The sequence below is a fragment of the Ruegeria sp. N10 genome (assembly GCF_056531545.1).
Map to the genome: position 1 here is coordinate 92199 of NZ_JBQFLY010000014.1, position 20614 is coordinate 112812.

The 20614-nt window shown below is 56.9% G+C and carries 23 protein-coding genes and 1 pseudogene; 18 read left to right on the forward strand and 6 right to left on the reverse strand.

Annotated features, from left to right (window positions below; all coding sequences use genetic code 11):
• Positions 1-2: 2 nt before the first annotated feature.
• The 4 genes and pseudogenes from ACR0JI_RS17085 to ACR0JI_RS17100 all read left to right on the forward strand — a co-directional run.
• Positions 3-419, forward strand: a pseudogene (locus ACR0JI_RS17085) (class I SAM-dependent methyltransferase); the annotation flags it as partial.
• Entirely contained in the window at positions 412-906 is a 495-nt protein-coding gene (locus tag ACR0JI_RS17090) for a hypothetical protein (RefSeq protein ID WP_480477898.1), read from the forward strand. The pseudogene ACR0JI_RS17085 and the gene ACR0JI_RS17090, both read left to right, overlap by 8 nt.
• Entirely contained in the window at positions 906-2132 is a 1227-nt protein-coding gene (locus ACR0JI_RS17095) for an MFS transporter (protein ID WP_480477900.1), read from the forward strand. The genes ACR0JI_RS17090 and ACR0JI_RS17095 overlap by 1 nt, the downstream gene beginning before the upstream one ends.
• The gene (locus ACR0JI_RS17100; RefSeq protein WP_480477902.1) at positions 2129-2689 is read left to right on the forward strand and encodes a DUF3833 domain-containing protein; all 561 of its coding nucleotides are present in this window, start codon (positions 2129-2131) and stop codon (positions 2687-2689) included. The genes ACR0JI_RS17095 and ACR0JI_RS17100 overlap by 4 nt, the downstream gene beginning before the upstream one ends.
• Before the next feature lie 440 nt (positions 2690-3129).
• On the opposite strand, the gene ACR0JI_RS17105 is transcribed toward ACR0JI_RS17100, so the two are convergent.
• Positions 3130-3309, reverse strand: a complete 180-nt coding sequence (locus tag ACR0JI_RS17105) for a MerR family transcriptional regulator (protein ID WP_480477906.1) — start codon at positions 3307-3309, stop codon at positions 3130-3132.
• A gap of 235 nt (positions 3310-3544) precedes the next feature.
• The gene (locus ACR0JI_RS17110) at positions 3545-4006 is read right to left on the reverse strand and encodes a hypothetical protein (protein WP_480495284.1); all 462 of its coding nucleotides are present in this window, start codon (positions 4004-4006) and stop codon (positions 3545-3547) included.
• Between ACR0JI_RS17110 and ACR0JI_RS17115 the strand changes: the two genes are divergently transcribed.
• On the forward strand, positions 3938-4291 hold the full coding sequence (locus ACR0JI_RS17115) for a hypothetical protein (RefSeq protein WP_480495282.1): 354 nt from the start codon (positions 3938-3940) through the stop codon (positions 4289-4291). The two genes, ACR0JI_RS17110 and ACR0JI_RS17115, sit on opposite strands and share 69 nt — an antisense overlap.
• Positions 4292-4554: 263 nt before the next feature.
• On the opposite strand, the gene ACR0JI_RS17120 is transcribed toward ACR0JI_RS17115, so the two are convergent.
• The 4 genes from ACR0JI_RS17120 to ACR0JI_RS17135 all read right to left on the reverse strand — a co-directional run bounded on the left by ACR0JI_RS17120 (position 4555) and on the right by ACR0JI_RS17135 (position 7744).
• A complete protein-coding gene (locus ACR0JI_RS17120; RefSeq protein ID WP_480477914.1) occupies positions 4555-4755 on the reverse strand; it encodes a YgaP family membrane protein in 201 nt (66 codons plus the stop codon).
• A gap of 65 nt (positions 4756-4820) precedes the next feature.
• Positions 4821-5462 (reverse strand): Crp/Fnr family transcriptional regulator, encoded by a 642-nt coding sequence (locus ACR0JI_RS17125; RefSeq protein WP_480477916.1) that lies wholly within the window; start codon positions 5460-5462, stop codon positions 4821-4823.
• Positions 5463-5861: 399 nt separating this feature from the next.
• Positions 5862-6746: an amidohydrolase family protein gene (locus tag ACR0JI_RS17130; RefSeq protein ID WP_480477918.1), complete on the reverse strand. Its 885-nt coding sequence runs from the start codon at positions 6744-6746 to the stop codon at positions 5862-5864.
• Positions 6743-7744, reverse strand: coding sequence for an ester cyclase (locus tag ACR0JI_RS17135; RefSeq protein WP_480477920.1), 1002 nt, complete (start codon positions 7742-7744; stop codon positions 6743-6745). The genes ACR0JI_RS17130 and ACR0JI_RS17135 overlap by 4 nt, the downstream gene beginning before the upstream one ends.
• 160 nt (positions 7745-7904) lie before the next feature.
• Between ACR0JI_RS17135 and ACR0JI_RS17140 the strand changes: the two genes are divergently transcribed.
• From ACR0JI_RS17140 to ACR0JI_RS17200, 13 genes are all read left to right on the forward strand, one after another.
• Entirely contained in the window at positions 7905-8954 is a 1050-nt protein-coding gene (locus ACR0JI_RS17140) for an ABC transporter ATP-binding protein (protein WP_480477922.1), read from the forward strand.
• A gap of 83 nt (positions 8955-9037) precedes the next feature.
• On the forward strand, positions 9038-10264 hold the full coding sequence (locus ACR0JI_RS17145) for an ABC transporter substrate-binding protein (RefSeq protein WP_480477924.1): 1227 nt from the start codon (positions 9038-9040) through the stop codon (positions 10262-10264).
• Positions 10265-10329: 65 nt separating this feature from the next.
• Entirely contained in the window at positions 10330-11358 is a 1029-nt protein-coding gene (locus ACR0JI_RS17150) for a carbohydrate ABC transporter permease (RefSeq protein ID WP_480495259.1), read from the forward strand.
• Between the two features lies 1 nt (position 11359).
• On the forward strand, positions 11360-12241 hold the full coding sequence (locus ACR0JI_RS17155) for a carbohydrate ABC transporter permease (RefSeq protein ID WP_209507350.1): 882 nt from the start codon (positions 11360-11362) through the stop codon (positions 12239-12241).
• A gap of 184 nt (positions 12242-12425) precedes the next feature.
• Positions 12426-13400, forward strand: coding sequence for a hypothetical protein (locus ACR0JI_RS17160; protein WP_480495261.1), 975 nt, complete (start codon positions 12426-12428; stop codon positions 13398-13400).
• On the forward strand, positions 13397-13561 hold the full coding sequence (locus ACR0JI_RS17165; RefSeq protein ID WP_480495263.1) for a hypothetical protein: 165 nt from the start codon (positions 13397-13399) through the stop codon (positions 13559-13561). Before ACR0JI_RS17160 ends, ACR0JI_RS17165 begins: the two co-directional genes overlap by 4 nt.
• A 132-nt stretch (positions 13562-13693) precedes the next feature.
• Entirely contained in the window at positions 13694-14224 is a 531-nt protein-coding gene (locus ACR0JI_RS17170; RefSeq protein WP_480495265.1) for an ester cyclase, read from the forward strand.
• An 11-nt stretch (positions 14225-14235) separates the two neighbouring features.
• On the forward strand, positions 14236-15576 hold the full coding sequence (hisD, locus tag ACR0JI_RS17175; RefSeq protein WP_480495267.1) for a histidinol dehydrogenase: 1341 nt from the start codon (positions 14236-14238) through the stop codon (positions 15574-15576).
• 83 nt (positions 15577-15659) lie between these two features.
• Positions 15660-16709, forward strand: a complete 1050-nt coding sequence (locus ACR0JI_RS17180) for an ester cyclase (protein WP_480477934.1) — start codon at positions 15660-15662, stop codon at positions 16707-16709.
• Between the two features lies 1 nt (position 16710).
• Complete coding sequence (locus ACR0JI_RS17185) at positions 16711-17478, forward strand: SDR family NAD(P)-dependent oxidoreductase (RefSeq protein ID WP_480477936.1); 768 nt, start codon at positions 16711-16713, stop codon at positions 17476-17478.
• Positions 17478-18497 carry a LacI family DNA-binding transcriptional regulator gene (locus tag ACR0JI_RS17190; protein ID WP_480477938.1) on the forward strand — a complete coding sequence of 340 codons (1020 nt, stop codon included), beginning with the start codon at positions 17478-17480 and terminating at the stop codon, positions 18495-18497. The genes ACR0JI_RS17185 and ACR0JI_RS17190 overlap by 1 nt, the downstream gene beginning before the upstream one ends.
• Positions 18494-19468, forward strand: a complete 975-nt coding sequence (locus ACR0JI_RS17195; RefSeq protein ID WP_480477940.1) for a nuclear transport factor 2 family protein — start codon at positions 18494-18496, stop codon at positions 19466-19468. The genes ACR0JI_RS17190 and ACR0JI_RS17195 overlap by 4 nt, the downstream gene beginning before the upstream one ends.
• Before the next feature lie 151 nt (positions 19469-19619).
• On the forward strand, positions 19620-20582 hold the full coding sequence (locus ACR0JI_RS17200; protein ID WP_480477942.1) for a cupin domain-containing protein: 963 nt from the start codon (positions 19620-19622) through the stop codon (positions 20580-20582).
• Positions 20583-20614 lie beyond the last annotated feature (32 nt).

Below are 20614 nucleotides of genomic sequence, written 5' to 3' on the forward strand. Positions count from 1 at the left end.
AGGGCGAGCGCTACTGGCCCAGCTACTTTGCCATGCTCAAGCGCAGCTTGGCCGAGGGTGGGCGCGTGTTGTTGCAAGCGATCACCGTCAAAGACAGCTTTTTTGACACATACAAGTCCTCGTCCGATTACATCCGCCAATACGTTTTCCCTGGCGGCATGCTGCTGTCGGACCGTGTTATCGAGGCCCAAGCCAGTAACGCTGGGTTCGCAGTTCGCGACAGCTTTGCTTTCGGGCGGGATTATGCCCGAACCTGTCGGAACTGGACCAAAAACCTTACCGCGCAAAAGCGTCGCGTTTCGGAATTGGGATATGGCGAGAGCTTCTTCCGCAACTGGCAGTACTATCTCGAGATCTGTGCCGCGTCCTTTGCCGTGGGGCACACCAATGTCGTTCAGGTGGAGATGGCCCATGCGTAGTTTTGTCTTTGCTTTTGCCTTGCTCGCTTCGCCCACGGGTACGCAGGCGTCCGCAATCAAATCTGTGCTGCCCGATGCCGAAACGCGCGGCACGGCAACTTTTCGTTATATAGGCTTCCCGCTCTACGAAGCTCAGCTCTTCACCAAGTCCGGAGCACCTCTGGACTGGAGCAAGGATTTCGGCCTCGAGCTGAAATACTTCCGCAACCTGACAGAACTTGATCTGGTCGAAGCCACCATGCGCGAACTGAACCGTACCGGGGCCACTCTGCCAGTGCGCGGCCAGTTGGAAAAGTGTTTCAACGATGTACGCAAGGGTGACCGCTATGTCGCCATCTCCAAGGGGCCAAACCAAATCGGATTCTGGCACAATGGAAAACGGGTTTGCACGCTAAGCCATCCAAGGATCAAGAACAGGTTCATGTCGATCTTTCTTGGCGAAAACACACGTTCGGAATCCTTCACCCGGAAACTGAAGGGCGAGTGATGCTTTACCCGCGTGTCAGCCTCTATGCGCTGATGCTGGCCGCGGCTGGCATTCCGCTTTACATCCACTTGCCGAGGTTTGCTTCGGTCGAGCTTGGCATCGGGCTGGGGGCAATTGGCACGATCCTGTTGGTCATCCGGCTGGTCGATCTTGTTCAGGACCCACTGATTGGCTGGGCAATCGACCGCTGGCCACGGGCACAAATCCTGTTTGCCAGCGCCGCGGCGCTTGGGCTGGCCATCGGCTTTCCATTGCTATTCACCGCTCAACCGGGGCCAAACGCGATGCCACGTCTGGTGGCAGTCCTTGTTCTGCTCTTCTCGGCCTACAGCCTTGGCATGATCCTGCTCTATGGACGCAGCGCCACTTTGGCAGCCAAACCGACGCCACGCTCTCTGATGACGCTGGCGGCGTTTCGTGAGGGTGGCATGCTGGCTGGCGTGGTGATTGCTGCCATTGCACCGGCTTTCCTTGTCACCTTTGGGGCCACCGGTCAGGGATACGAAGCGTTTGGCCTGTTTCTTGGAGCGCTGGCCCTTGTCGTTGCCGTGATCACCCTGCCGATCTGGCGTCGCGAACCCATCGAAGGCGACCGTATGTCCCTTGGTGGGCTACGCCAAACTGGCGCTCTGAGACTTCTCGTGTTGGCACTGGTCAACAGCCTACCTGTTGCCATTACCTCGACATTGTTTCTTTTTTTCGTGGAAGACCGCTTACAACTGCCGGGCAAAGCCGGCCCCTTGTTGATCCTGTTCTTTCTCAGCGCAGGTTTCAGCGTGCCGCTATGGGCCCGTCTGAGCCAAAGAATGGGCTCGAAGGCCACGCTGTTGGTCGCCATGCCCTTGGCAATCCTCGGCTTTGTCGGGGCCGCGTTCCTAACACCCGGCAGTCAGGTTGGCTTTGCGGTGATCTGCCTGGCATCCGGCGCCGCCTTGGGGGCCGATATGGTTATCCTTCCGGCTATGTTTTCGGTGGCGCTGACCCGGGCGGGTCTAAAGGCATCGTTAGCTTTTGGCATCTGGTCCTTTGCGGGCAAACTTGGCCTTGCTGTGGCCGCTTTCGCGGTTCTGCCCGTGCTGGAAAGCAGTGGCTTTAGACCCGGCGCGACAAACAGCACTGAGGCCCTGAATACATTGAACATCTCTTATGCCGTCCTTCCCTGCATCCTGAAACTCGGCGCCTTGGCGCTTGTCCTGGCGCTTCCTACGGAGAACCCAACCCAATGAAACTCCTTACTGCCCTGCTCATTCTTGCCGCTCTGGTCATGGCGGCAAAGTCCATGTTTCTCAGTTTTCGCGCACAAACCCCGTCAGACTATGCCGATACAAGCCCTGCCTTTTCGCTCAAAACCCACCTGAGCGGTGAAATCCTCTCCGAAGGTCTGATTTATGGCCCAACCGGAAAGATGACGAACAGGTTCGTTGCCAGAATGGTCGGTGAATGGGACGGCGACACTGGTACGCTGAGCGAAGAGTTCACCTATTCAAATGGCAGAAAGCAAAGTCGCAAATGGTTCCTGAAGCTCAGCGACGGCAACACGTTCACCGCCACCGCCGACGACATTGTCGGCGAGGCACGAGGAGTCGTTTCTGGGTCAACAATCAAGATGGAGTACCAGATCATTCTACCGGAAGATGCTGGCGGTCACACGCTGACAGCAACCGACTGGCTTTACCTAACCGAAAGCGGCGTCATCATGAACAAATCCGAGATGCGCAAATTCGGCATCAAGGTGGCCGAGCTGATCGCGACCATGCGCCCGGACCACGAAGCACGACGCTGAACCGGGATGGGACCCGAACAGAAGGACCTGTCCTGATGAACAAAATCTACCCATTCTTGCGATGACAGTTGCACTGGCGTCTGTTGTGTTTGCGCCGTCTCCGTTGATGACAAATGAATTCGCAGGCTACCGGCCCGAACAGTTTCCTGTCACCATGGACATCTGGCCGGATCAACCCCCGGGGTGGGCTTTGGCATCTGGGGTGTGATCTATATTGTCTGACGTCAGCGCTAATGGGACAGTTTAGGTTGATTTGATAAGAGTGGGTTTCTGGCACATCGTAACCACCAAGGAGTAGAGATGAGACAGACACCCGGAATCAAGCAGAGCCATGGCGAGATGGTCGTCAAGTCGCCGCCTATGCGCCAACAGGACAGCTTTGCGCTCAGGGACCTTGCCGTCGCCAGATGCATAGAGCTCTGCAAAAGATCGCATTTTCGTCAAAGGCACTCCTGTCGAGCGAAGTGACGCCAATAACTCCAACCAATCGACATCTGTCTTCTTGAACCTGCGTTTGCCATCCGAGCCGCGTTGGATGAAGGGCATAGCCCCGATTTCTCATGAAAGCGAATTGTCGAGATGCTGAGCCCGGTGAGTCCGGCAACTTCTGAAATCATCATACTATCAGACCCTTTCGCCCAGGCTCCTACAGTCCTGAAGCTACTTCAGGTCAAGCGTCTTTTATAGAGTTTCTCAGCAATCGGCTTTCGACGACAGTGCAGCATAGGATAAATAGGACTCTCAACTTCAATTAGATTGGTCGCCGCATGCCCTACTGCCAGATGGTAGCGCTCAGGCAAAAAGGCCAGTTGCAAACAAATCAGGCGTTCGCCCACTGCCCGCAATGGGTTTCTTTCAACGTGCCCTGTCCGGCGTGTCTTCCGGTTCACGTGCAATCAGGGCTTCGATCTGCTGCGTGACAGGTTCCGGCAACGCACCGTGCGAGAGAGCTTCCACAAGTCCTTCGATCTGTTCGACGGTGCGAGCGCCTGGAAGCCAGATCGTTTTCATCGGCACGAAGGGCGAATTGGACGGCGAATGGCTGTCCATCACGGCAGTTGGAGCATCATGGCTACCCTTGCCGCGTTTGGTGTGGCGCTGTTCAGCGCGCGCGATTTGCTGGCGGCCGCACGCAGCACGCGGTTGAATGCCGTCAACGCGGCCTCTCTGGTCACGCAACTCGCGCCCCGACAACATCTGCTGATCACGGGTGGCACCGGTTTCATCAGGCAACGTCTGGTCGAGGCCCTGGTTGCTGATGGCCACCACGTCACCGTCCTGACCCGCAACCTGCAAAAGGCCGACGCATTGCCCCATCCGGTACGCCTGATCACCTCACTCGAGCAAATTGACAACACAGAGCGCTTTGACGCCATCGTCAATCTGGCAGGTGAGCTGGTGGCAAACGCGCATTGGACGCGTCGGAAACGCGCGCATCCTGCAGTCTCGGGTCGTGATGACGAAAGATTTCGTCGCACTGATCCGCAGGCTGGATCAAAAACCATCTTGCCTAATCACCGGTTCCGCCGTGGGCTGGTATGGGCCGCGGCAAGACGAGATCCTCACCGAAGACGACACCTACCACCCCGTCTTCATCCATGAGGTGTGCGACACATGGGAGCGCGCCGCTGCGCCAATCGTGGGTATGGGCATCCGGGTTGTGCAACTGCGTAGCGGTCTGGCGCTAGGGGTAGAAGGCGACATGCTGGCCCGAATGCTGACACCTTTCGAATTTGGTGCCGGTTGTCAGCTGGGGGATGGACAACAGTGGATGCCCCGAGGAACGCCGCGCCTGACCCACGCCCGCCGCACAACGCCGGAACCCAGACGAATCCCAGTGTTGCGCGAGGCAAGGGTAGGACGTGTTACGGCTTGGCTTGCTTGTTGGTGCACAGACCCAGAAGCGCATAAATCGGGCAGAATTTCATGAAGGCCGTCACCACAAACACAGCTCCAAGCCAACCCCAGGGGCCGATGGTGCCGGTCAGTGCCAGAAGGATCAGCACGCCACCGAGGATCAGGCGCAGAACCCGGTCGACAGAACCAACATTAGACGTGAATTGCATGGTCGAATCTCCTTGATTATCTGGTCCAAGATTCGCTGTTTTCCAAACCGTGTTATGTGACGAGGTCACACAACTCCCGTTCTGGCATGGTGGTGCAGGGCTGGGCGATCCTGCAGATAAATCACACCTCGCTCAAGCCTGACCCATCCCCGATGTTCAAAATCCTTGAGGATACGGGACATGACTTCGCGTGCGCTGCCCAGTTCGGCCGCAATGCGCTGGTGCGTGGTGTGGATATCGCCCGAATGTGCGCCTTGATCGAAAAGCCACTGCGCCAATTTCAGGTCCATCCGGTTAAGTAGAAGATCATCGATAACCTCGGACAGTTCAACAATGCGTTGTGAAAACGCCATGAAGACCGCACCTCGAAATTCTGCATCTGTGGCCAGCAACGTGTTGAACTTGTCCCGCCCGATGGCCAGCGCCGTCACCGGCCCCTCGGCATAACCGAACCCTGAATAGGGGATGTCCGACAACATGCACGAGGTCGTCATAACGCAACTGTCGTACGGGCCAACCCGATAAAGAACAACGGTCCGCCCTGACGGGCTGGTTTGTTCCACTCGGACGATGCCCGAACGAATGATCAAAAACACCTCACCGTAAGCGCCCGGTGCAAACAGTTGGTATCCGTCTGGTATGGCCAGACGACTTCCTTCGGACTTGAGCCGGTCGAGAATTGCCTGGCTCCAGTTCTGTTGGGTCACTGCTTTACCTCCGTATCACGCTCTCTTCCGGGTTTTTTGCCTTGGGACCCTCGCGGGCAAACCCAATTAATCTGTGACGAACCCATCTGCACAGGATCAATGTTGAAGATTCTGTCAATTCAAGCCTTGAATACCAACACCTCATGGGTCCGAAACGAGCTCCATTATCTTTTGGAAGGCTTCCCCATTCCTACGGGTTCCCCGGAACGACTGTCCCCGTTGCGTTTGAGTGCCGGAACGTCAAAGTCATCGCTGTCAGATGGGCGGAAGTCGAGATGACTCCTGAGAGCCGAATACCGGCCTAACAACTGGCGGGAAAATCGCCTCTCCAGCTCCGTCTGTGCAGTTCTCAAAGAAATCTGCGACAGAACCTTATTGTTTCAAGGATGAATATCATTCTCAGGGCACCTCGAGATCATAGAAGTGTTCTGCGGTTTCTCTGAACACAGCCGATTGGGCCTCAGCCGGAACCAGATCACGGTAAGCCTGTACCAGCGATGTGTAATTGCCATAGAGTTTGTCGACCGGGAAATTCGAGCCAAACATGACCCTCTTTGGTCCGAATTGTTCAAGGCAAATCTCCACGATCGGGCGAATACTCTCAGGCGCCCAGTTGTGATCGAACATGCCCAGACCTGAGAGCTTGCATGAGACGTGCGGCAGATCAGACAGAGCGCGCAGTCTTTGAGCCCAGCTTTTCAGGCCCGCCGGAGTGCGGTCATATGGTGATCCGGCATGGCATAGAGCGACTCGTGTATTCGAGGCTTGAGCGAGAATTCTGGTGGTTTTTACGATCAAATCAGGAATGAGCTGCAGATCAAAGCTGAGGTCACGCCGTCCAGCCTCCTTCAATCCGTCCAGAAACCGCGGATCATCCAGCAGGAAATTGGTGCCCGTCTGCGCGTCCTCTCCGGGTGCGCGCCCGACGATCTGGCGCACACCGCGTACAGTTGGAAGAGCCTGAAACGTATCAAGCTGGGCGTGTAGGTCAGCCGAGGTCAGGTCACAGAACACAACCTGCGCCATTGGCCAGTCTGGATTGGTTTCGGCGACAGCTTGAACCCACCGGGCTTCGTCCAGACCGTTTTTGGCCCCCACCTGGATATGGATCGAGGCACCGACTCCGCAGGGCGCGGCTTCGGACCGGAACTCGCGCAGTAGATAATTCCGTTGAATCGGCGTCGGGTCGCCAAAGAACCTTTCCACCCCGCGCGCCATCAGCCAGGGGTAGTTTACAGCTTCAAGGTCCCAAAGGTGGTGATGGGCATCGATCCAGCCGGTCATGTTCGCGGTACTTTCGCCATGCGCCCCAATACATCGACACCCTGTTGTTTCCAGAAATGCAGCAGATCGATGAAAACCCAGTTCTCGGCCAGCTTGTCACCCTCGCGACGATAGATGTCGATCACGCGGAAATCACCGGCCTTGTCGGTGGCGGGCATACCCATGAACCCGCCGGTGGGCCGCGCCGTGAAATTCGGCCAGCCGAAAAAGCCACCATAGTGACCCTCAGCCAAGCGGCAAATGTGCTTGGTCTTCGAACGGTCCGTTAAGGATGCGCGGAACGGGCCTGAGTGCTGCTTTGCATAACGCTCAATCGTATAGGTCGCGCCGATCCCGGCGGGTCCCCACCAGATCATGTCTTCGCTCCATGTCTGGCGCAATTCTTCCTCAAGGCTCAGGCCGCTGTTCCATTGGCCGAGATCGGAAATCATAGCATTGATCGTGCCGAGAGTTTTCTCGCCTTCTTCGGCAGGCTGCGGGTTGAACATCAACCCGTCATGCGTCATTGGTCCGGGTTGCACCAGGTGGGCTGCGGTTTGGGGCGGGAAGGGCTGCAACCCGACTTGCATCATGAAATGCGGGATGTCGAAATACATCGCCGTTTCGGCGATCTTGCCATTCTCGATCCTGTTGAACTCACAATAGCGCAAAAACGCCATCTTGCCCGTAGGGGCGATGCCCAGCCACGCATTGTCGAACAGGCCCATAAGGTGCCCCATTGAAACAACCCAGACCGAGGTGAATCCGTCCATCTCGTTTTTTCCGGCCATGAACACGTCCATCCGGCGCTGCATATTCCCTAGGCTTTGCTTCAGGGGATGCCAGAATGCCTGCGCTACGTCATGGGTGCCCCGAAGCTCATCAAACGGGTGGAAACCGCGCCAGAGGTAGTCTTCTGCGCAGAACTCAGACAACATGTTGGCGATATCCGATTCTTTTACGCTGCTGAGCGCCGAGTAGTAATCCAAGATGATCGCTTTTGGGATTTCATAGGACATTATTACTTTCTTTCAGTTCTTTAGTCGCTGTCATGGGGCGAATTGCGAAGAAGATGAAGTCGACGTTTGCACACGCATGCAAAAAAAGCTTGCCAGATGTTTCTTTTGTTGTCTATGGTTTTGCAAGCGTATGCACGATGCGTGCAGCAGGGAGGACAGAATGGCCGAAATTCAACTTCGCAATGTTGGAAAGCGTTGGGGATCGTTTGTTGGAGTTGACAATTTTGACCTGACAATAGCCGACAAGGAATTTCTGGTACTTCTTGGGCCGTCAGGTTGCGGAAAGACCACGACAATGCGCATGATTGCTGGTCTCGAGGACGCGTCTGAGGGCGATATCCTGATCGATGGCGCCCGAGTAAATGACATGGAGCCCAAAGACCGCGATGTCGCGATGGTGTTCCAGTCATACGCGCTCTATCCGAATATGAATGTATATGAGAACATTCGCTTCCCGCTGAAAGTTCGCGGTATTGACCCTGCTACCCATGACGAAAAAGTGCGGCGCGCTTCGGCGATGGTCGAGCTGGATGACTTCCTGCACCGCAAACCGGCGGAACTGTCTGGCGGTCAGCGTCAGAGGGTTGCCCTGGCTCGTGCCATTGTGCGCGAGCCCAACGTGTTCCTGATGGACGAGCCACTATCCAACCTTGACGCAAAACTGCGCGTTTCCACCCGCGCGCAGATCAAGAACCTGAGCCACGAATTGGCGGTCACCACGATCTATGTGACCCACGACCAGATCGAGGCAATGACCTTGGCTGATCGGGTGGTGATCATGAAACAAGGTGTGGTTCAGCAGGTTGGCTCCCCAACCGATATTTACGATGAACCTGCAAATACATTTGTGGCCAGCTTCATCGGCAACCCGGCAATGAACCTTGTCGATGGCGAGGTTCAGGGTGGCGTGTTCCGCGCCCAAAGCACAGAGGTGCACGGGTTGAACGCGCCGGACGGTCCTATCACGCTGGGGTTTCGCGCCGAGGACGCCAATGTTGTAGAAAGCGGCGGCGAGATCAATGCACTGATCTATACACAAGAGCTGTTGGGCGACAGCACCATGGTTTCGGTTCGGATCGGTGGAGCGCTGGTCTCTGTCAAGGCCGACAAAACCTATCGGGCCGAAATCGACGATCAGGTCTCGATTCATATCCATACCGATCACTGCCATCTGTTTGATGCGAAAACCGGGGCTCGCCTGGAAGGCTGAGAACCGCAAACAACACCCGTTGGGACGGGGTAACTAGGGTGCAGACTTCGAAGATGCACCCATCCATCTAGGGAGGAATATTGATGTTTCTGAAGAAAATTGCATTGGCCGGCTCGGTAGCCGCCTTTGCCGCAAGCGCGGGATATGCCTGCGAAATCGGCGCACGTGTCAACATAGTCGGCAATGAATTTGCGGCCATCCAGGCCGTCGCAGCCGGAGCGAAGGAATGCACCGGGGCGTCGGTAGAATCCAACCTGACATCCGAGCACCAGACCATCAACGTGGCTGGCCTGTCGGGCAATCCGTCGGAATATACGACCGCAATCATCGCCAATAGTTCGGTTGTGGCACTGATGAACGAAGACGTTATTCGTCCGCTCAATGATCTGGTGGAAAAGTATGGCCAGGACCTGCAGCCTGGGCAGCTGATCAAGATTGGCGACAACATCATGGCTATCGCCTTTATGGCGAACGCGCAGCATCTGATGTTCCGCAAGGACATCCTTGAGCAAGCCGGTGTGGAAGTCCCGACTACCTATGAGGAAATGCTCGAGGTGGCCGAGGCCATTCGTGCGCAGGGCATCATGCAAAACCCGGTTGGTGGGGCCTATGCATCGGGTTGGAACCTGGCGCAGGAATTCAACAATATGTTCCTTGGTTATGGCGGCAGCCATTTTAAACCCGGTACGGCCGAACCCAACGTGAATTCTGAGGCCGGTGTCAACGCCCTGAACATGATGAAGGCTTTGTCGGAATACATGAACCCCGACTTCCTGACTCATGACTCCAACGCCACCAATGCCGAATACCGTGCTGGCAACGTTGCAATCATGAATATGTGGGGTTCGCGCGCATCGCAGCAAACCACCACCGAAGGTGTGTTGCAGGAGGTAATCGACGGCCATGCGATTGGCGCGCCGCTGACAGTTGGTGGCGGAGATATCCCTGCAACGACCCTGTGGTGGGACGGTTGGACAGTCGGAAAGAACATCTCAGATGAAGAGGCCGAGGCCACCTTCATCGCAATGAAACATGGCATCCGTCCTGACATGCTGAACGATGAAACCACTCCGTTGGCGGTCTGGCTGATTGAAGGCTACCAGCCGGGAAAAGATGCCGAGGGCGTGTTTGCTGCGGCCAAAATGGGCACACCACCCTATCCGATGCTACCCTACATGGGGCTCATGCACAGCGCACTTGGCAACGAACTTGCTGATTTCATGCAGGGCAAGGAAAGCGCGGAACAAGCGTTGGCTGATGTAGAAGCCGCCTATCGTGCCGCCGCCATCGAGCAAGGCTATCTGCAATAAGAAGCCCATTGCGCGGGTGCCTTTGATACCCACCCGCGCAATCCTACTCACGCGAGGATTGCAACATGCGCCATAAGACATTCCTTTGGTTCTTCCTGCCCACAGGACTCGCGATGCTGCTGTTCATTGCAATGCCAATTGTCTCGGTGGTGACTCAATCGATCTTCGCGCCCCACCCGGCCGTTCTGTTAGAGGTCGAAAACTGCACCCCGCTTATCGGATGCACAACTGAGACCACTGTTGATCAAGAGGCCACTGCAGCACTTCGCGCCGAGAAACCTCTGGGCCGATTTGTGGGATTGGACATTTACTTTAACCGAGGCCATCTGGCGATACAGGAAATTGGTCAAATCTGGGCCGCGAATGAAACATGGGGCGGCTTCTTCACCGAGCTTGGTAATCTACCCTTCTACCGGGCGATGGCATTCACGCTGACCTTCGTTGCTGTCGTGACACCGCTCACAATTGTATTGGGGCTGTTGATTGCGTTGGCGGTCAACTCCTTGCACCGGCAACTCAAGGGTCTGATGATCTTTTTCTCTCTTCTGCCCATGATTGTGACCCCGCTGATCGGTTCGCTCATCCTGTTTTGGATGATTGACAGTCGCGGGGTGATCGGAAACGCCCTCGTATATCTGGCCGGAGATCCGAATTTCAGCCTAAAAGCCTCAACAGGGCTGATGTGGGTAGCACTGATGGTCTATGGTGTTTGGCACGCCGCTCCTTTTGCCTTTGTCGTGTTCTATGCTGGTCTGCAAACCTTGCCCCAAGACCAGATCGAGGCTGCCCAGATCGACGGGGCTACGCGCTGGCAACAGGTCAAATTTGTGGTTGTTCCCCACCTCATGCCTCTGGTCACATTTGTTGCGCTGATCCAGTTGATGGATAACTTCAAGGTGTTTGAACCTATCATCGGCTTCAGCGCACAAGCGCATGCGCAATCACTCAGCACCTTCATCTTTTACGATCTCGGTGGCGAGACTCGGCAACTGTCTTCCGCTGCCGCTACCTCTGTGATGACGATAATCGGGGTCGCCATTCTTCTGTCGCCCGTGCTTGTCCGCACCTGGCGCGATTTCAAAGGAGCGAGATAATATGGCCAGCCGCGCGCAAAGAATGCCTACAAGCCTTCGGATCGCCTCATCCCTGTTTGTGCTCCTATGGTTTATCCTGGCCGCCTTTCCGTTCCTCTGGACGGTTTGGGGGTCGTTCAAGGTCGAGCTGGATTTCTTCTCGATCGCTGACTGGACCAACGCCCTGACCGGTGCCCGAACCGAAGCGGTTTATGGCTCGCCGTTCACCACCACCGGATATGAGGGTGCTTGGATTCAGGAAGAGTTCTGGCGCAATGTTCTGAACACCGGGATCGTCTGTTTCTTTGTTGTTACCATCTCACTGACTATCGGGACTTTAGGGGGCTATGCCCTTTCGCGGTCTACTTACAACTACACATTCTGGCTTTTGATCACGGCGTTGATTTTCCGTGCAATGCCGCCAATCACTCTGGTCTCAGGATATCTTCTGCCCTTCTTTGAATGGAATGTTTGGGGGATTCTTCCGACCACCATTATCGTGCTGGTGGCAATCAACCAGCCGTTCACCCTGTGGATGCTGCATTCCTTCTTCAAGAACATCCCGAGCGAGTTGGATGAAAGCGCCAAGGTCGACGGGTGCAACCAATTCCAGGCATTTCGTCGCGTGATTATTCCGGTGATGTGGCCAGGCGTCATCACGACCGGGCTGTTCTCGTTCCTTTTGGCCTATAACGACTTTGCCGTCGGGGCGATGCTGCTGTCCGAAAGCAACCGCACCATGGTGCCTGCAATCGCCGCCTTCCTCGGTACAACACAAACCGAGGGCAACGTGATGTTCGCCGTTGCGGCGGTGGTTTCAGCCACAGTTCCACTGTTCATCCTGGTGATGTTCTTCCAACGCCAGATCGTCGGCGGCCTGACCGCCGGGGCTGTGAAAGGCTGACATAAATGGGGCGCACTCATCCTCAGTCCGTATCTGCCCATGCGCACGCAGCCAGCCTGAACTTGGCTGCGCGCCGGGCCCGACGGCCGGGACGAATTCCATTTGCCTTGATGCGGGCGGGTCCGGCTTGCGTGACGTCGATCACACGCAAGCAAACCTGAACCTAACAAGAGGACCAAAACAGATGTCTTCCGCCAAAACCACCTACTTCGCCTATTCCGATGCGTTGCAGCATCCCGGCGATTTCGCCGCCGCCGCGCAGCGTTTCTTTGCAGCAGACGCGAATATCAACATCGTGCATCCCATCAATGAGATCGCCGGGGCCGACGCCTATTGTGAGCATTTCCTGAAACCTTTGCAGGCGGCATTCGAGGGCCTTTACCGCCGTCACTACATCGCCATGACCGGCGAGTTTGAAGGCGCCACCTGGGTCAGCGCTACCGGCTACTATGTCGGCCATTTCGCCCGCGACTGGATCGGTATCCGCGCCACCGACAAGCTGACCTATCTGCGGTTCGGCGAGTTCTTCCGGCTGGAAGATGGCAAGGCGGTCGAGAGCTACATCTTCCTCGACATTCCTGAACTGATGATCTCCTGCGGGCAGTGGCCGCTCAGCTATGTTCCGGGCAATGAGTATGGCCATACCGGGTTGGTTCAGGGGCCCGCTTCGCAGGACGGCGTCATGCGTGGCGAGATGGATGCCGATGCGGGGCGAAAAAGCTATCAGATCGTCACCGACATGCTGTCGGGACTTGCCACTGAAGACGAGGCCTGGCGACCGTATTGGCACGAAAACATGATGTGGTATGGCCCCGGTGCCTGGGGCTCCTTCATTGGTATCGAACATTTCCGGTCGTTCCAGGTGCCGTTCGAAAGCCAGTTCGAAGGCTGGTCTGGCGGGTCTGCGAACAATGGCATGACAAGGCATTTCACCCGCTACGGAGAGGGCGATTACACCTGCTCCGGGGGGTGGCCTTCGCTGACTGGTGTAAATGTCAATCCGTTCATGGGCTTCGGCCCGACCAATGAACGCGTGCTGTTCCGGGTCTGTGACTGGTGGCGGCGCGAGGGCGATCTGCTGGTAGAAAACTGGGTGTTCGTCGATGTCCCCCATGCGTTGTTGCAGTTCGGATTCGACGTGCTGCCGCCGGTCAAATGAGCGGCGGCCGGCCAAAGGTCACCGGGGTGCGGGTTATACCGTTCCCCGGACTCGCGCCGACAGGCCGAATCGTCGAAAGCCGGTCCATGCTCGACATCCCGCAGGTGCCGTTGCAGCTGGGTTACGACCTTGTTGCCGAAATCGCGGAACCAGCCGCATGAGCTGTTCCGCCAGACATAACGCCATTGCGCGCCACCCGGCGCTCAACCGGATGCCAAGGGATTTTCTGACAGCAGGCTGACCTTCCCAGTCGACACAGAAAACCCCTTGGTAACCATAAAAGGAAAAAACACATGAAGGGCTCCCGCCCCGAACAGGCCGTGCTGACCAAAGACACGGACATGAGCAAGACAGACGAAACCCGCGCCGTGATCGAGGGCATGGTCGATGGTTTGAATGATCACCGCATCGACGATATCGGCGAATTCTTCGCCGAAGGGTTCCGCTGGATCGGCAACCAGGGCTGCGGCACCAAAACTGGGCTCAAGGAGTTTCAGAACAACTGGCAGCGCCCGTTCCAGGCAGCATTTTCTGATAAGACCTGCATCGACGAGGCCCGACTTTACATGGGCGAGTGGGCTGCCGCTTTTGGCCGACAGGAGGCGACTCATTCGGGCGAGTTCTTGGGCATCGCTCCGACGGGAAAGCGGGTCGAGATCCGTTACATGGATTTCTGGAAAGTCGTCGATGGCAAGATCATCGACAATTGGGTGAATGTCGACTTCGCCCATGTCGCCACGCAGCTTGGCGTTGATCTGTTCAATGGCGAAGGCTGGGAAGCATTTGACCGGGGAGAAAAAACTCCACCCCGGCCTGAAAACTGAGGATAGAGACAATGGCTATTGAATACCTGAAACGCGGCAAACCAGAAGCTGACCGAGCAGAAGACGATGCCAAAACCCGAGCTGTTGTCGAGGCAACGCTGGCGGATATCGAAACCCGCGGCGATATCGCAGTGCGTGAGCTGTCAGAGAAGTTCGACAATTACTCGCCGGAATGCTTCCGTCTAAGCCAGGATCAGATCGACGAATTGATCAACTCGCTGACTGAACGCGAACTGGCCGATATCAAATTCGCGCAGAAGCAGGTGACGAACTTTGCGCAGGCACAACGCGACTCGATGCTGGATATCGAGGTTGAAACTCTGCCAGGAGTGATTTTGGGTCACAAGAACATCCCTGTGCAGTCGGTTGGCTGCTACGTGCCGGGCGGCAAGTTCCCGATGGTGGCATCGGCGCATATGTCGGTCGCAACAGCAAAGGTTGCGGGTGTTCCGCGCATCATCGCATGTACCCCGCCGTTTCAGGGCAAACCCAATGCGGCCGTAATCGCAGCGATGCATCTGGGCGGTGCCCACGAGATCTACGTGATGGGTGGGATCCAGGCTATCGGCGCCATGGCGATCGGGACTGAGACCATTGATCCGGTTCACATGCTGGTTGGCCCCGGCAACGCCTTTGTGGCCGAAGCCAAGCGCCAATTGTTTGGCCGGGTAGGTATCGATCTTTTTGCCGGGCCGACCGAAACCATGGTGATCGCAGACAAAACTGCTGCGGACGCCGAGCTTTGTGCGACCGATTTGCTGGGACAGGCCGAGCATGGCTATAACAGCCCCTGCATTCTCGTCACCAACTCGCACAAGCTGGCCCAAGAAACACTGAGCGAGATCGACCGTATCCTCGGAATCCTGCCCACCGCAGGTACCGCCAAAGTCAGCTGGGAAGAATATGGCGAGGTCATCGTCTGCGACACCTATGACGAGATGCTGCAAATGGCCGAAGACATTGCCTCCGAGCACGTTCAGGTCATGACCGACCGCGACGACTGGTTTCTGGAAAACATGACCTGTTATGGCGCGCTGTTCCTGGGGCCGCGCACCAACGTGGCCAACGGCGACAAGGTGATCGGAACCAATCATACACTGCCGACCAAGAAGGCCGGGCGCTATACTGGCGGGCTCTGGGTCGGCAAATTCATGAAAACCCACAGCTATCAGAAAGTTGTCACTGATGAGGCCGCGGCGATGATCGGCGAATACGGCTCGCGCCTGTGCATGCTGGAAGGCTTTGTCGGCCATGCCGAACAATGCAACATCCGCCTCCGGCGTTACGGGGGCATCAACGTGCCCTATGGTGAAGGCGCACCATATCGCGAGACGGCCGAGGCGTCCTCGTAAGCGGGACGAATCTTGCGCCCGGAATCGACCGTGGCGCTACAGAATTTTTTGGATAAGAAGTTAACACGATGCGAGATTTCGCAATGGATACTCACTCTACCCACAAGGCCCTGATCGCGCCCCTGCGCGAGGCTATGTATAAATTCGACGAAGCCGGGGTACGAGATGCGCTGGAGGCGGTAATCGCGCCCGATGCTGCCATCCACATGATGTATCCATTCGGAGATCTGACCGGCCCGCAGGAACTCTATGACACCTGTTATACGCCGATACTAAAATCCATACCCGATCTTGAGCGTCGCGACTGGATCGTCATGGGTGGTCGGACAGAACAGGGCAGCGACTGGGTCGGCTGCGGCGGCCACTACTTCGGCACCTTTGTCGCCCCCTGGCTGGACATCCCGCCGACCGGGCATTTGGTCCATATGCGGTTCCACGAATTCTACCGTTTCGAAGAAGGCAAGGTTGTCGAGATCCAGACACTCTGGGATATTCCCGAAGTCATGATGCAGGCGAATGCCTGGCCAATGGCCCCGTCTCTGGGGCTGGAGTTCTGCATTCCCGGCCCGGCGTCTCTGGATGGCGTTGTATCGGGACCGTGGGATGAGGTGAAATCTCTGGCCTCGTGCAATCATATCGTCGACATGCTGAAACATCTTGAGAAACACCCCAGCCAGGGTGGGCCCGAAGTGATGGAGATGGAGCGGTTCTGGCATCCGCGCATGAACTGGTACGGCCCCGCCGGGATCGGGACAGCGCGCGGTATCGCGGGATTCCGAAACTGGCACCAGATTCCCTTCCTCAACGGAATGCCCGATCGTGGCCAGCACGCTGACGAGATTACCTTTCACTTTTTTGGTGATGGAGACTATGCCGCTGTGACCGGCTGGCCGAACATGATCCAGACCGTCACCCATGACGGCTGGATGGGGATTGCGCCTTCGGGCAAACGGATCACTTTGAAGTCACTTGATTTCTGGCGTCTGGAAGGTGGGCTGATCCGCGAGAATTGGGTGTTGGTCGATCTGCTGGACGCGTATCGGCAATTGGGCGTAGATGTTTTTGCCCGACTGCGTGAGTTCAATAAGGCGCGTGTACCGGGCACCATCCCATTCCCGGTCGGCGAGGTCTGATATGCCACATTTTCCCAGCACCCCCAGTTTCGACCTGAGCGGCAAGCGAGCTTTGGTCGCCGGAGCCTCGTCGGGCATAGGCATGGCCTGCGCTGTGGCGCTGGCGGAACATGGTGCTGAGGTCACTTTGGCGGCGCGCCGTGCTGGTGCGCTGCAGGATATTGCAAAAGATATGTCGGCGCAGGGATGGTCTGCCAGGGTTCTGGAACTGGATGTTTCGGACGTGGCGGCAACCGCTGAATCTGTAGCGCAAAATGGGCCGTTCGATATTCTGCTGAACTCAGCCGGGCTTGCCCGACACGGCAAGGCCGTGGAAACACAGCCTGAAGATTTCGATGCGGTGATAGGCGTCAATGTCAAAGGTGCATATTTCCTGACCCAGGCTGTTGCCAAAGGCCTGCTCGACGTCGGCCGTCCCGGTTCACTGATCAATATCTCTAGCCAGATGGGCCATGTTGGTGGTCGCGAACGCGCGGTTTATTGTGCGTCGAAATTCGCGGTTGAAGGCTTCACCAAGGCGATGGCGCTTGAGTTCGGACCGTCAAAGATCCGGGTTAACACGATTTGCCCCACCTTCATTCTGACGGATCTGACAAAGTCGACTTTCGACGATCCGGATAAGCGGGCCTGGATTCTGGACAAGATAAAACTGGGTCGCCCGGGAGAGATTGAGGACATCATGGGGGCGGTGGTTTATCTGGCCTCGGACGCGTCGGCGCTGGTGACGGGCACGGCATTGATAGTTGACGGAGGTTGGACGGCAGACTGATGGCGACACAAAAAGTTACATCACTGGAAGTTGCCCGTCTCGCCGGGGTCAGCCAATCTGCGGTCAGCCGTGTGTTCACCCCCGGCGCGTCGGCGTCGAAAAAAACCGTCGAAAAGGTGCGCAAGGCGGCCAAGGAACTGGGCTATCGCCCGAACGTTCTGGCCCGCGCTGTGGTGTCCGGGAAAAGCCGGATCATCGGGCTTGTCGTGGCCTATCTGAACAACCAGTTCTATCCCGAGGCGCTGGAGAAGCTGACAAACACGTTACAGGAACGTGGATACCACGTGCTGATATTCATGGCTTCGCATGAGTCTGGAAACATCGACAATGTGGTCGAAGAAATACTCGACTTTCAGGTCGAAGGGATCATCGCCGCTTCGGTGGCTTTGTCCTCAGATTTGTCAGACCGCTGCCGAACGGCCGGTATACCGATGGTATTGTTCAATCGGGCACAAGACGACACGGCGATGTCGTCAGTTACATCTGACAACGTTGCCGGTGGTCGAAAGGCGGCTGAGTTCCTGTTGGCAGCTGGGCACCAAAAGATCGGATATATCGCCGGGTGGGAAGGAGCTTCGACCCAGCGTGACCGCGAAACAGGGTTTGTTGCCGCCTTGCAGAAAGCCGGGGTTACGCTGCACGCCCGTGAGGTAGGAAATTTTTCGACGGAAGAAGCCCGGCAAGCCACGCTGAGGATGTTCGAAGCCGATCCGCCTGATGCTGTGTTTGTCGCCAACGATCACATGGCCATTTCCGTGATGGACACGCTGCGGTTCGAATTAGGGCTGAATGTTCCGGGCGACGTTTCGGTCATCGGGTACGACGATGTCACTGTCGCCTCATGGCCAGCCTACAACCTGACCACCATTCGACAGCCTGCCAATCGCATGGTCACCGAAACTGTCGATATTCTGCTTGGCAAGATTGAGGACCCCGATGCCGGCCCGCGTCGGGTCGAGATTGACGGGCCGCTGATTGTTCGAGGCTCCGCCCGCATACCTGAAGGATGGAAGACATGAAGGGATTTAATCCCAAATTCAAAGACTTTCCCGATTACATAATAGGAATCACCAAAGAAATCTGGGAAGATCGCGGCATTGCGACGCTGCACGACTATTATGCCCCGGACATCGTCGTGCGTTCGCCTGGGTCGGTGGTTGTCGGAAATCAGAATGTCATTGCTGCCACTATGGCGACCCTTGCAGAGTTCCCTGATCGTACACTGTTGGGCGAGGATGTGATCTGGTCGGGAACGCCAGAAGAGGGCATGCTGTCGTCGCATCGCCTTTTATCCACCGCGAGCCATCTCGGTGACGGTGTTTATGGCAAGGCGACTGGCAAGAAACTGATCTACCGCATTCTTGCCGACTGCCACGCAATAAACAACCAGATCAACGATGAGTGGCTCATCCGCGACCAGAGCGCGATCGTGCAGCAGATGGGCTGGGATCTCAAGGAATACGCCCGCGATCTGATCGTGCGCGAGGGTGGGCCAGACGCCTGCGTGCAGCCCCTCACGCCCGCGAACGATAGGCCCGGCCCCTATAAAGGCCGTGGCAATGACAGTGAATGGGGCCAGAAATACGCGGATATCCTGACCCGGATCATGAATGCCGATATGAGGGTGATCGAGGCTGAATACGACCGCGCTGTTCTGTCAGAATATCCCGGCGGCACGACCGGCCACAGTTGGGGGCCGGTTGATAGGTTCTGGATGGGTCTGCGCGCAGCGTTCCCACGTGCCGAATTCAAGATCCACCATCAGATCGGCCGTGACGACCCGATGATGCCGCCGCGCGCCGCGATCCGCTGGTCTTTGCACGGCAAGCATGACGGCTGGGGCGTGTTCGGCGTGCCCACAGGGGCCGAGGTCTTTGTTCTGGGCATCAGCCAGGCCGAGTTCGGTCCGTGGGGTCTGCGAAAAGAATACACCTTGTTTGACGAAACCTCGATCTGGAAACAGATTCTGCTGAAGACCGGTGATCTCTAGAATGTCGCACCGTATCTCAAATCTGGATGCCGGGCAGGCGTTGCGGCGGTACCACGCCCATCGCGCCAGCCTGCGCGCCCGGCGGCTGAACAATCGCCCGCCGGGTGGTTTGGATTGATTTCATCAAACCCAAATCAAAAGGAGAAAAGATATGAGTACCATCGAAAGCCGCATCGTCCGTTATGGCGAACTGAAGCCTTGTAAAACCGCGTTCATCGACGCCCACACGCCAGGTTCAGACCAGAAAGAGAACTTTACAATCATTGGCGGCGGCGTCAGCGAAAGCCCGGATCAGCACGTCCACATCACCGACAAGATCGGGTTCAACATCGGCGCAGCGGGGCAACCGCCGAAATGCCGCAACTCACTGCACAGTCACACTACCGCCGAGGTGTTCTTTGTTGCTAAAGGTCGATGGCGGTTCTTCTGGGGTCGTTATGGCACGGCGGGCGAGTTCATCGCTGAAGAAGGTGACATCTTCAACATCCCGACCGGCATCTTCCGCGGGTTCGAGAATGTCGGCCAGGACTATGGCATGATCATGTCGATGTTGGGGGGCGACGATGCCGGTGGCGGCGTGACCTGGGCGCCTCAGGTGATCGAGGACGCGCAGGCCCATGGCCTGGTGCTGGGCAACAATGGCGTTCTCTATGACAGCAAGAAGGGCGAGGAACTGCCGCACAATGTGCAGCCCATGCCATTGCTGACCGAGGAAGAACTGAAAGCCTATCCCGAGGTTCCCGTTGAGGCGGTGATCGGCAAATATGTCGCCCGCTACTGGGACCTGATGGCGCTGGCGGCGGACAAGCCTGCGGTTGTGATCGGTGAAAACGGCCTGATCAAGGACAAGCCAGGGTTCGAGGTTGATTTCCTGGCCCGTGGCTCGGCCGTGGCCGAACAGATCAAGGCGGACAAACCCGTGGTTCTGATGCCGGCCAGCGGCCATTGGCGCATCAGGATCAATGAGGTCGAGACCACCCTGTCCAACGGCGACACCGCACTGGTTCTGCCCGGCGAAAGCTACAGCGCCGAGCCGTCGATGACCGGAGAAGCGGGGCTGTATCGTATCACCGCAACCGACGATCCGGCAGGCGCGACCTGGACGGGTGCATAAAGCCAAAATTGCGTGTCCCGGTTTCATTCGGG